The sequence below is a fragment of the Streptomyces sp. NPDC048751 genome, assembly GCF_043198595.1.
Lineage (GTDB): Bacteria > Actinomycetota > Actinomycetes > Streptomycetales > Streptomycetaceae > Streptomyces.
Window position 1 is genome coordinate 1 of the sequence record NZ_JBICUX010000022.1, and the last position, 11285, is coordinate 11285.

At 70.8% G+C, this 11285-nt stretch carries 12 protein-coding genes; 4 read left to right on the top strand and 8 right to left on the bottom strand.

Translation table 11 applies throughout. The features are described 5' to 3' along the window. Positions 1-126 precede the first annotated feature (126 nt). The 5 genes from ACGFNV_RS42080 to ACGFNV_RS42100 form a co-directional block, all read right to left on the bottom strand. Positions 127-669: a hypothetical protein gene (locus ACGFNV_RS42080; protein ID WP_393630405.1), complete on the bottom strand. Its 543-nt coding sequence runs from the start codon at positions 667-669 to the stop codon at positions 127-129. Between the two features lie 96 nt (positions 670-765). Further along, positions 766-1608 carry a glycosyltransferase family 2 protein gene (locus ACGFNV_RS42085; RefSeq protein ID WP_393630406.1) on the bottom strand — a complete coding sequence of 281 codons (843 nt, stop codon included), beginning with the start codon at positions 1606-1608 and terminating at the stop codon, positions 766-768. A gap of 114 nt (positions 1609-1722) precedes the next feature. Continuing rightward, positions 1723-2568: an isoprenyl transferase gene (locus ACGFNV_RS42090; protein ID WP_393630408.1), complete on the bottom strand. Its 846-nt coding sequence runs from the start codon at positions 2566-2568 to the stop codon at positions 1723-1725. A gap of 55 nt (positions 2569-2623) precedes the next feature. Next, positions 2624-3373 carry a DNA repair protein RecO gene (gene recO / locus ACGFNV_RS42095; RefSeq protein ID WP_393630410.1) on the bottom strand — a complete coding sequence of 250 codons (750 nt, stop codon included), beginning with the start codon at positions 3371-3373 and terminating at the stop codon, positions 2624-2626. Between the two features lie 26 nt (positions 3374-3399). Beyond that, positions 3400-3966: a DUF1266 domain-containing protein gene (locus ACGFNV_RS42100; RefSeq protein ID WP_393630411.1), complete on the bottom strand. Its 567-nt coding sequence runs from the start codon at positions 3964-3966 to the stop codon at positions 3400-3402. Between the two features lie 183 nt (positions 3967-4149). Between ACGFNV_RS42100 and ACGFNV_RS42105 the strand changes: the two genes are divergently transcribed. Further along, on the top strand, positions 4150-5637 hold the full coding sequence (locus ACGFNV_RS42105) for an alpha/beta hydrolase (RefSeq protein WP_393630413.1): 1488 nt from the start codon (positions 4150-4152) through the stop codon (positions 5635-5637). On the opposite strand, the gene ACGFNV_RS42110 is transcribed toward ACGFNV_RS42105, so the two are convergent. Further along, positions 5544-6842 carry an abortive phage infection protein gene (locus ACGFNV_RS42110; RefSeq protein WP_393630414.1) on the bottom strand — a complete coding sequence of 433 codons (1299 nt, stop codon included), beginning with the start codon at positions 6840-6842 and terminating at the stop codon, positions 5544-5546. The two genes, ACGFNV_RS42105 and ACGFNV_RS42110, sit on opposite strands and share 94 nt — an antisense overlap. Positions 6843-6945: 103 nt before the next feature. Further along, entirely contained in the window at positions 6946-7377 is a 432-nt protein-coding gene (locus tag ACGFNV_RS42115) for a protein-tyrosine phosphatase family protein (RefSeq protein ID WP_393630416.1), read from the bottom strand. Between the two features lie 81 nt (positions 7378-7458). Here ACGFNV_RS42115 and ACGFNV_RS42120 point away from each other — a divergent pair, with 81 nt between their 5' ends. Continuing rightward, on the top strand, positions 7459-8007 hold the full coding sequence (locus tag ACGFNV_RS42120; RefSeq protein ID WP_393630418.1) for a SigE family RNA polymerase sigma factor: 549 nt from the start codon (positions 7459-7461) through the stop codon (positions 8005-8007). After that, positions 8004-8969: a hypothetical protein gene (locus ACGFNV_RS42125; protein WP_393630419.1), complete on the top strand. Its 966-nt coding sequence runs from the start codon at positions 8004-8006 to the stop codon at positions 8967-8969. Before ACGFNV_RS42120 ends, ACGFNV_RS42125 begins: the two co-directional genes overlap by 4 nt. Before the next feature lie 75 nt (positions 8970-9044). Here the strand turns inward: ACGFNV_RS42125 and ACGFNV_RS42130 are convergent, their stop codons facing one another. Beyond that, a complete protein-coding gene (locus tag ACGFNV_RS42130) occupies positions 9045-9254 on the bottom strand; it encodes a DUF2180 family protein (RefSeq protein ID WP_393630420.1) in 210 nt (69 codons plus the stop codon). Positions 9255-9646: 392 nt separating this feature from the next. Between ACGFNV_RS42130 and ACGFNV_RS42135 the strand changes: the two genes are divergently transcribed. Next, complete coding sequence (locus ACGFNV_RS42135; RefSeq protein WP_393630576.1) at positions 9647-11281, top strand: ABC transporter substrate-binding protein; 1635 nt, start codon at positions 9647-9649, stop codon at positions 11279-11281. Positions 11282-11285 lie beyond the last annotated feature (4 nt).

An 11285-nucleotide genomic window follows, 5' to 3' on the forward strand; every position in this document is an offset into this window, starting at 1 on the left:
GCACCCGCGGCCGTTCGTCTGGACGAAAACCGCCGACGAGATCCTCGACAAAGTCGCCGCCTACTGCCGACGAATCTCCGACTCAGGTCACTAGGACCTGTCCGGCGGATCATGCCGCAGACGCGTCTAGACGCGCGGCAGGTGACGGTCCAGCAGCGCACGCAGGCGGTCCGAGTCCTCAGGGCTGCGGGCGCCCCGCTTGGCCAGGACGATGGCGCAGCGGCCGGCGCGGTCGGGGCTGCGGAGGGCGATGACGCGGTCCGACTCGGTGTAACTGCCGTAGTTGGCCCAGCCCATGCGCATGTCCGCATGGGCGCTCACCGTTCGCACCCCGGCCGCGCCGACGGTCACCCGGACGGTGCCGTGGTGCTGGTTCGCCTTCAGCAGCTGCCCGGCCGAGATGCGCGGCGCGAAGAACATCAGCACCACCCACACGAAGAACATCACCCCGTACGACATGCCTCCCGCGTCACGGTTTCGCACGCCGACCACGATCAGCCCCACCGCGAACAGCGCGACGCACACGAGGAACGCCGGACGGTGGATGAAGCCGGCCTTCCCCCGCTTGCGGGTCAGCAGCCTGACGGCGTCCGTCATGTCCGCACGCTGGAGCTCGTACTCCAGCGTCACGGTGTCCTCGCGCACACCCACGCCCTGCTCTTCGTCCACGGTCCCTCCCCGAACGCACTGGTGACGAGCGGTGATCGTAGCCCCAGTGGATGACGGGCGAGCACGCGGTCATGCCGCGAGCGGCCACCGATGCCCTCAGACTCCCGACCTGCTCCTCACCTGAGCCGGCGCGGACGGCCCGCTCACCGGCATCGGCCTGCGGACGGTGCTGAACAGCCGGGACAGGACGGCCGAGCGGCCCTGGTCGGCGGTGTTCGGGGCGATGGCGGCGACCCCCGCCCGCAGCCACTCGTCCCACTCGGGCCGGTCGGCCGGGGCCAGGCGCCCATGGGCCTCGGCCATGTCCAGGATCCTGGTGCCTATCTCGGTCGCCATCGAGCCCCCGTGGTAGCGGTAGCGGCTGCCGACGACGCCGAGGTGACACACGTTCACCTGCCCGCGTAACAGGGCGACGGAGATGTTCAGGAAGGTCTCCACACCGAAGTCCGGCGGCAGCGGGGCGGCACGCAGGAGACGGGTGCGGACGGCGCGGTAGCCCGTGAGGGCGTTGGCCCCGTGGAAGCCGACCTCCGGGAAGAAGCGGGCGGTGAGCGGCTCGTAGATGGTGAACGTGGACGCCAGGATGGTGCCGGGATGGTCGTACTCGTAGTCACCGACCACATGGTCCGCCGTACCGTCGGCCGCGGCCTCGCGGAGCACCGCGGCGACGTTCCGTTCCGACGTCACGAGGTCGGCGTCGAGGAAGCACGTCCACTCACTGTCCACCGTCGACACGGCGAGCTGCATGGCCGCGCCCTTGCCGAGCGGGCCGCCGATCACCTCCGCACCGGCCTCGCGGGCCCGCCGGGCCGTGTCGTCGGTCGACCCGCTGTCCACGACCAGGACCCGGTCACCGGGCTGCGCGGCCTCCAGCGCCTGACCGACGATCGTGGCGACCGTGGCCTCTTCGTTGTGTGCCGGAATCACGAACGCGAACAAGCGGAACCCCCGTTGAGATCGAGCTGTGCGCCCATGATCTTAAATCGCACACGCGCGCGGCCTGTTCCCGCCCGGGGGTGAGGCATGTCATGGCGAGCCCGCCGACGGCGGCTACTAGGTGGCCGGGTGGTCCGGGTCCCCCTCCATGGCCAGCAGTTCCTCGTTCGGGATCGCCCCGCCGAAGCGGCGGTCGCGGGAGGCGAACTCGATACAGGCCCGCCACAGGTCGCGGCGGTCGAAGTCCGGCCACAGGACGTCCTGGAAGACCATCTCGGCGTAGGCGCTCTGCCAGAGCAGGTAGTTGGAGGTGCGCTGCTCGCCGCTGGGACGCAGGAAGAGGTCCACGTCCGGCATGTCCGGGTAGTACATGTACTTCGCGAAGGTCTTCTCGTTCACCTTCGACGGGTCGAGCCGGCCGGCCCGGACGTCCTCGGCGAGGGCCTGCGCGGCATCCGCGATCTCCGCGCGGCCGCCGTAGTTCATGCAGAAGTACAGCGTGAGCCGGTCGTTGTCCTTGGTCTGCTCCTGGGCGATCTGGAGCTCCTTGGCGACCGACTTCCACAGCTTGGGCATACGGCCCACCCAGCGCACCCGGATGCCCAGCTCGTCGAGCGTGTCCCGGGTCTTGCGGATGAAGTCGCGGTTGAAGTTCATCAGGAAGCGCACCTCGTCGGGCGAGCGCTTCCAGTTCTCGGTGGAGAAGGCGTACAGGGAGATGGCCCCCACGCCGATCTCGACCGCGCCCTGCAGCACGTCCAGCACCCGCTCGGCGCCGACCTTGTGGCCCTCGGTGCGGGGCAGTCCGCGCTCCTTGGCCCAGCGGCCGTTCCCGTCCATGACGATCGCCACATGGTTGGGGACCAGCTCACCGGGGAGCTTCGGCGCGCGGGCGCCCGACGGGTGCGGCTCCGGTGTCCTGTACTCGCGGCGCTGGCGCCCCAGGAACCCGCGTACGACCATGGTGCTTCTCGTCTCCTCGTGCTTGCTTGCCAGGACTATGGAAAGTGGAGAACTTCTAGGTCTTCTCCACGTATCTGAGGGAGCGCAGCCCGCGCTCCAGGTGCCAGTGCAGGTAGGCGGACACGAGCCCGCTGCCCTCCCGGACGTGCCGCGGCTCGGCCGCGTCCGCGGTCTCCCAGTCTCCCGTAAGCAGCGCGCCGAGGAGTTCCAGGGTCTGCGGCGACGGTACGACACTGCCGGGCACCCGGCAGTCGACGCAGACGGAGCCGCCGGACGCGACGGAGAAGAACCGGTTGGGCCCCGGCATCCCGCACTTCGCGCAGTCGGTGAAGCTCGGCGCGTACCCGTTGACGGCGAGGGAGCGCAGCAGGAAGGCGTCGAGGACGAGGTGCGGCGCGTGCTCACCGCGGGCGAGGGTGCGCAGGGCGCCGACGAGCAGCAGATACTGCTGCACCGCGGGCTCGCCCTCGTGGTCGGTGAACCGCTCGGCGGTCTCCAGCATGGCCGTGCCGGCGGTGTACCGCGCGTAGTCGGCGACGATCCCGCCCCCGTACGGTGCGATGGTCTCGCTCTGCGTGCACAGCGGCAGGCCGCGCCCGATCAGCTCGCTCCCCCGGGCGAAGAACTGCACGTCGACGTGGGAGAAGGGTTCGAGCCGCGCCCCGAACTTCGACTTGGTGCGCCGCACCCCCCGGGCCACGGCGCGTACCCGACCGTGACCGCGCGTGAGCAGCGTGATGATCCGGTCCGCCTCACCCAGCTTCTGGGTGCGCAGCACGATGCCGTCGTCGCGGAACAGACTCATGGCCCCATTCTCCCGTACGCCCGGAGTCAGCGGACCCGGTCGGGGTGGCTGATGGTGTCCCAGGGGGCCAGGTTCCAGGGGCTGGCCCGGTCGGCGGGGTCGAGCAGGGCGCGCAGGTGGGTGTCGGCGGCGGACTGGGGAGCGGGCAGATTGCCGGTGGAGACGCTCTCCAGCCCCTCCCTCCACACCTGCCGTCCGAGCAGGTAGTGATCGGCGTACTCCCGCCACGAGCCGTACGTCCCCACCACCGCCGGCACGATGTTCTTCAGCGCGGTCCAGGCCTCGGCCTCGGTGAGCATGCCGCAGCCGAAGCCGCGCCGGGAGATGTCGACGTACAGGGCGGCGTCCCAGGCGAGCGGCGAGACCCCGAGCCGCCGCTGGGCCCGCGCCCGGTACCCACTGCGCGCCAGCCCGTCGAGCCGGCGGGCCAGATCGTCCCGCGACGTGATCTCCCACTGCTCGGCCAGCCAGCGCCGGGCACTGTCGTCGTCGATCCGCGTGAACGGGTACAGCGTCGTCCGCGAGGCGTTCCGGTCCCGGCTCACCGGCGCGCTCAGCGACACCATCCACAGCTGGTGCGTGGTGAGGGGCACGGGGTACCGGCGTTCGGTTCTGGGCCGCCTTCTCCATTTCCACATGCTCGACAAGCGCATGGGGCCGCACCTTATGTCACACCTGCACGGGCTGCCCCGAGGGCCGGGTGGGGGTAACCCCCAGGGAAATCAGGGCGGTTGCCCGGATGTGACGTGCCGGTGTGATCCGCGAGGCTCATGCGTATGAAACAGATCACGCAGATCCTGGCCGCCTCCGTCACCGTCCTCGGCCTCACCGCGCCGCTCACGGGAACCGCCTCCGCGTCTCCGTCGGCCCACGGCGCCTCCCCCGCCCTCCACTGGACCGACTGCGCGGGCGGCTCGCTCGATCCTCGCCAGCAGTGCGCCACCCTGAAGGTGCCGATGGACTACGCGCACCCGGGTGGCCGGACGATCGACCTCGCGATCTCACGCATCCCCAGTGAGAAGCCCGCCGTACGCCGTGGCGCGCTGGTGCTGATCCCCGGTGGGCCGGGCGGGTCCAGTCTCGGCGATCCCTCGGGGAAGGGGCAGAAGTTGCCGCAGGAGGTGCGGGACGCCTATGACCTGATCGGCTTCGCGCCGCGCGGGATGGCCCCGTCCACCTCCGTCAGCTGTGGGCTCGACCATGCCGATCTCGCCGTCTCCAAGCTGCGGCCGTGGCCCGCGCCCGACGGGTCGGTCACCGGCAACATGGTCACCGCCCGGCGGACGGCGGACGCCTGTGCGCGCAACGGTGGAGAGCTGATCCGGCACATCAGCACGGTGGACAACGCGCGGGACCTCGACCGTGTCCGGGCCGCGCTCGGCGAGCGGCGGATCTCGGCGTGGGGGGTGTCGTACGGGACGTACGTCGGGGCGGTCTACGGCGAGTTGTTCCCGCACCGCACCGATCGCGTCGTCCTGGACAGCAACGACGACCCGGACCCCACCCGGGTGGCCCGTGGCTGGCTCGCCGGGCACGAGCGGGGGGTGGAGGACACGTTTCCCGACTTCGCCGCGTGGGCGTCGGCGCCCGGCAACCCGGACCGGCTGGCCCGGACGGCGGCGGAGGTGCGGCCGCTGTTCCTGCGGCTGGCCGCGCGTCTGGAGCGCGAGCCGATTCCGTGGCCCGGGGCCAACCCCGAGGAGCTGAACGGGAACGTGCTGCGCCAGACCATGCTGGACAGTCTGTACAACCCGGGCCGCTATCCCGCGTTGGCGAAGCTGATGGTGGCCGCCGACAAGGGCACCGTGCCGCCCGCGCCCGCGTCCCCGCCCGAGTCGGTGCTGCAGAACGTCACCGCGGTCGGCGCCGGCACCCTGTGCAACGACGTGGCATGGCCCAGGTCCGCCGCCACGTACCAGAAGGGCGTCGACGCGAGCAGGAAGGCGTACCCGCTGACCGCGGGCATGCCGAGGAACGCGATGGTCTGTGCCGCCTGGCCCTACGCGCCCCGCCGGGCACCGGTGCGGATCACCGACCGGGGGCCGTCCAACGTGCTGCTCGTGCAGAACGAGCGGGACGTGGCCACCCCGCTGAGCGGCGCCCTGCGGCTGCGCGCGGCCCTCGGAGACCGTGCCGTCATGGTGACCGTGAACTCCACCGGCCACGACGCCTACCTCGCCAACGGCAACGCGTGCGGTGACGACACGGTGTCCCGCTTCCTCGCGACGGGTGAGCGTCCCGAGGAGGACGTGTACTGCCCCTGAGCCCTGCACCTCCTGCCGTACTGCCGGGCCAGCGCGTGGAAGGCCTCCTTCGGTTCCCAGTGCCAGTCGGAGCCCGGGTCGTCGGGATGGTCCTTGAGGGGCTTGGTGATGGCGTAGCTCGCGAGGTCGAGGTCGTGGCGCGGGCTGTCGGGGCGGTGGGGGGCGTCCGGGGTGACGAACTCGAAGGCCATCGCCGCGTACAGGCCCATGGACTCGCAGGCCTCCAGCACGTCGACGAGGTACGCGGCCTGGGTGCGCTCGCTGCGGACCGGGTTGCCCTTGATCTCCGGCGGGTCCTTGGCGTAGTCCACGATCGCCCAGCCCATGCCGCCCGTCTCGGGGGCACCCCGGTACGCGCAGGTGCCGAACTCGGTGAGGGCCAGGGGCTTGCCCCGGCGGAGGTACTGGCGCAGGTCCCGTACGTAGTCCGCCTGTCGGCGGTGGTAGCCGTAGTAGTCGATGCCCACCACGTCGAAGAGGTTCCAGTCGACCTCGTCGTCGGCGGCGGCCGCGTAGCTCAGCCGGCCCCGGAAGACGGAGCGGCCGACCTTCGCCGCGCGTGCGGTGAAGCGGTCCAGGCGGCGTTGCGTCCGCACCGGGTCGTAGGTGCCGTCGAGGCGGTGCTGGACGCGGTCGAGGACCGTGTCGCCGGGCAGGATGCCCGGGACGTACAGCCAGAACTCGCAGCCCACGCTGAGGTCGACGCTCGCGCCCTGTCGCCGCAGCCGCTCCGCGAACCGGCCGGTCTCGGCGAGGTGGTCGAGGATGTCCCGCTCCGGGACGTCCCCGAGGGTCGGCTGGAGCCAGACGTGCAGCCCGCGTTCGGCGGCCTCGGCGGCGGTCGCGGTGAGCCGTTCGACGCCGTCGCCGGTGACGTCGAGGGTGTCGGCGTGCAGTTCGTCGCGGATGACTCGGACGTCCCGGCGCATCCGGGCCGTACTGAAGGCGGTGCCCGGAGTCTCGCCCGCGCCGAGGGTGTAGACGACCCCCCGGTGGGCGAGCCCACGCCCGCCACCCCCGAGCCGGGCGCTGGCCGCCTCCCGCCGCGCCGCCCTCCGCCCGCTCGCCGCCGCCATTCCACCCGGCAGCACCGCCCCCGCGACCCCCGTGACCCCGACGGCCGCCGCCCCCGCGAGGAACCGCCCCCTGCCGATGCCCTCGTTACCGCCGTGCGCGCCTTCGCTGTTCCCCGTCGTCTTCTTCATGCGCCCACTGTGCCGACGCCCACCCCGTCCCCGCTGTCGCCCGATGGTCTACGGCACCGCGACCAAGGTATGAGCACGGCGTCCTCCGGTACGGCCCGGGACGTCACCCGAACCGTCCTACGTAGCGCCGCTGCCACGGTGTCTCCACCGCGCCCCGGGCGTAGTGGCGTCGTACGAAGGTCACCGCTTCCTCGGCGGGCACGCCGTCCAGCACGGCGAGGCAGGCCAGTGCCGTGCCCGTGCGGCCGCGGCCGCCGCCGCACGCGATCTCCACGCGCTCGGTGGCGGACCGCTCCCAGGCCTCGGTGAGGACCGTACGGGCGGCGGCGCGGTCCGCGGGGAGGCGGAAGTCGGGCCAGCGGAGCCAGCGGTGGGGCCAGGGCACGTCGGCGGGCGGGCGGCCCTGGAGGTAGACGCCGTACGACGGGACGGTGGCCGTCGGGTCGAGGGGGCGGCGCAGGGCGCGGCCACGGATCAGCCGGCCCGACGGCAGGCGCAGGACGCCCGGCACCTCGGTGCTCCACTCTCTCTCCATGACCCCATTCCAAACGCCTGCCGGGACCCGGGCAACCGAATCCGCGCGACCGGTGGTCTGGAGGGCGAGGGAGGGTGCTTGATGCAGGCCGAACTAGAGGCCCAGTTCCAGGAATTCGTCAGGGCTCGCTGGTCCCGTCTGGTACGGACCGCGTATCTGCTCACCGGCGACGCGCACCACGCCGAGGACCTGACGCAGACGGCGCTGGCGAAGGCGTACCGGTCGTGGCGGCGGGTCGCGCGCAGTGACAGCCCGGAGGCGTACGTGCGCCGGATGCTGGTCACCTGCAACAGCGACCGGTTCCGCAAGCGGCGGGTCAAGGAGGCGCTGACCGCCGCGCCGCCGGAGACGGCGGGGCGCGAGGAGGACGTACGGCGGGTCGACGAGCGGGGTGCGCTGCTCGCCGCACTGGCCCAACTGCCGCCCAGGCAACGGGCGGTGGTGGTGATGCGCTACTGGGAGGACCTGTCGGAGGCCGAGGTCGCCGGTGTGCTCGGCTGCTCTCCCGGCACGGTCAAGAGCCAGGCGTCCAAGGCGCTGGCGAAGTTGCGTACGTATCCGGGGCTGGCCGGGGCGATGGACGCCCCCGCGCCCAGCCGCACGTCGTCGGCGCAGGGAGGCAGCAGGTGAACGGGGAGCGGCAGCGGGACTTCGACGAACAGCCCGAGGGCGTGGACGGCGAGCGGGGGCCGGATTTCGAGGATCACGTGCGTGATCTGCTCGCCGAGGACGCGTACGCGATCCGGCCGTCGCCGGTGCCGTATCCCGCGATCCGGCGGCGAGGCGTGGTGGAGCGGCGTCGGCGGGTGGCGGCGGCCGGGGCCGCGTTGGTGACGCTGGCCGCGGTGCCGGTGGGGGCGTACGCGCTGTCCCCCGGCGACCGGGGCGTGAGCACGGCGTCGACACCCACGCCGTCGGTCAGCGCCCCGCGGTCCGCCGCGCCGACCCCGGCCGCGTCGCCGTCGGGGCCCGCGCGGCCCGCCACCACCGGCCAGCTTCTCGACGGGGTCACCTTCCGACGGGCCACGGAGGGGCTGGAGGCGTGCCTCGACTACGACAAGCAGTACGGCGGCAGCCGCCCGGGCCGCTCGGACCTGGGGAAGGCCTCCGACTACCGGATCATCCTGGCGATGCACAGCACCGGCGACTCGAACGCGCCCGGTGACGGCATCTACGTGGTCGCGGTCAAGGAGCGGCCCAAGCAGACCCGGCTGATCTGCAACATCAGGAACGGCGAGGCCCAGGGCCTGAACACCAGCGTGGGCGGCACCTCGGTCGACGAGGGCAACGGGGCGGTGTACGCGGACATCAACAGCGGCAAGCTCTACCAGCAGTCCTTCCTCGACAAGGGCAAATGGAAGCTCCCGTTCCGCTGGGGGATCATCGGCACGGTGAAGCCGTCGGTCGCCAAGGTGACCGTCTCCTACGGCGACAGCGACAGCACGGCCGTGCTGGACCACGGCTGGTTCGTCGCCGCCGGCATGCTGAACCAGCAGGTCACCGAGGCTCCGCACATCAAGGGCTACGACGCCGGCGGCAAGCTCGCGTACGACTCCGACCAGGACAAGACGTACGAGCGGACGCTGCCGTAACAGTTGGGGCCAGGCCGGGAGCGTGCCCGCGGACAGGCGGCACGCCCCGGCAACTCGTGTTCACCCACGCGACAGTCAGTGCGTGGTCTCAGCCAGGTCGCAGGTGCGGCAGACCACTCTGCGCGCCGCGCGGGCGCCGTAGGTGCGCCCCAAACCGGCCGGGTGAGAGATGTGCACCTGACGTACATGGGCGTGGTTCTCGCAGGTGGCCAAGCCGCAGCGCGAGCAGACACCAATGCCCTCGGTGTCAGTGCGCGCCTCCTGAAGGCAGTCGTAGCACCTCATGTCCAACTCCGGTTCTCAGAAGGGGTCGGGTGTGGCGGCTGAGAGGAAGGCGACTGATACCCACAGCGCGGAACAACACGTCAAATCACCACAAGTGATCGATAAGGCGTAACCCGCTCGTGCCGTACACACCTGCTCAATGGACTCGAAAAGTAACGTCTACATTGGACTTTGTCAAATGTAGGACTTAGTCTGCGTTCCTGATCGACCATCAGCGCCCGCCCCTTCTGGGAGCAACTTCCGCCCTTCACAGCGCCATTGGTCCCACCTCTGGCGACTGCGCCATTCGTGTGCGATCTCTTGACCGCCCCCACAGCCGCTCTTATGGTCGCGCCTGACCAAGCAGGACGTAGGACGTCGTATCTCCCCCCACTGGAGGAACCGTGCGCGACGTGACCCGCGACGTGACCCGCGACGTTCCGGCGCCGCACCGCCGGTCGTTCCTGAAGTACAGCGGCGCGCTCGGCGCGGCCGCCGCCCTGACCTCGTCGTTGTCGGCCTGTTCGTCCGGCCCGGAGTCGACCAACGACACCGGTGGATCGGGCGGCGGCAAGGACGGCACGCTGACCGCGGTCATCGGCTACGGCAACGACGGCAGCTGGGATCCGACACAGACCGCGTCGGCGTTCTGCATGGCCGCCAACAACCACATCTACGAGGGACTGCTCGACACCGACCCGATCTCCCGCGAGCCGTACGCGGCCCTCGCGACCCAGGTGCCGGCCGATCTGAGCGGCACCTCCTGGAAGTTCGCCCTGCGTCAGGGGGCCACCTTCCACGACGGCAAGCCGGTCACCGCCGACGACGTGGTCTTCGTCTTCGACCGGATCCTCGACCCGGACACCCAGACCCTCGCCAAGGGCTTCTTCGCGAGCTGGCTGAAGGAGGTCCGGAAGATCGACGCGCGGAACGTCGAGCTGGTGCTGAAGTTCCCCTTCCCGGAAGGGGTTTCGCGGCTCACCCTCGCGAAGATCATGCCGAAGCACGTGTTCTCGCAGCCGGGCGCCTGGGACGACGCGACCAAGGGCAAGGCGGTGGGCTCGGGGCCGTACCGGCAGAGCGCGCACCACCCGAAGTCCAACACGACCTTCGAGGCGTTCGCCGACTACAACGGACCGCGCCGGCCCGCGTTCAAGAAGATGAACTGGCTGACGATCGTCGACGCCGCCCCGCGGGTCGCCCGGATCTCCGGCGCCCAGGCGGGCGCGCAGATCGCCGACAACATCCCGTACGCCAACATCGCACAGCTGAAGAAGGGCGGGCTGTCGGTCGCCGGCGGGGCCGGGATGAACAACCTGTTCCTGATGTTCAACACCAAGCACAAGCCCTTCGACGACGTCCGCGTCCGGCAGGCGCTGCACTACGCCATCGACACGGAGAAGATGGTGGAGGTCGCCCTGAAGGGGCACGGGACTCCGTCGAGTTCCTTCCTCAACGAGGCCAACCCGAGCTACCGGCGAGCGAAGACCGTCTACGACTACGACCCCGACAAGGCGAAGGCGCTGCTCAAGGCGGCCGGGGTCCGCGGTCTGAAGGTCGAGATCCTCTCGGTGAACGTGAGCTGGATCGTCGACTGTCTGCCGACCATCAAGGCGTCCTGGGACGCGATCGGCGTCGAGACGACGCTGTCCCCGCAGGAGACCACGGCCGTCTTCACCAAGATGGACCAGAAGCAGGACTACCAGGTCGTCGCGGCCGCCTCGAACCCCAACCAGTTCGGCGTCGACGCCGACCTGATCATGCACTACAACTACGGTCCGCAGAACCTGTGGATGCAGTACGCGCGCTGGGCCGACAACTCCGTGGCCAAGCGGCTCTTCAAGGACATGGACCTCGCCACGCGGCAGTCCGACGCCGAGAAGAAGAAGCTGATGATCCAGGAGTACATCGACGTCGTCGCCGAACAGGCCGTGCTCTACCCGGTCGTCCACAACGAGCTGATGACCGCCTGGGACCCGAAGCGGCTCGCCGGGATAAGAGCACAGCCGTACCCCGGCATCAACCTCCTCCAGGCCAAGTGGGTCTAGGAGC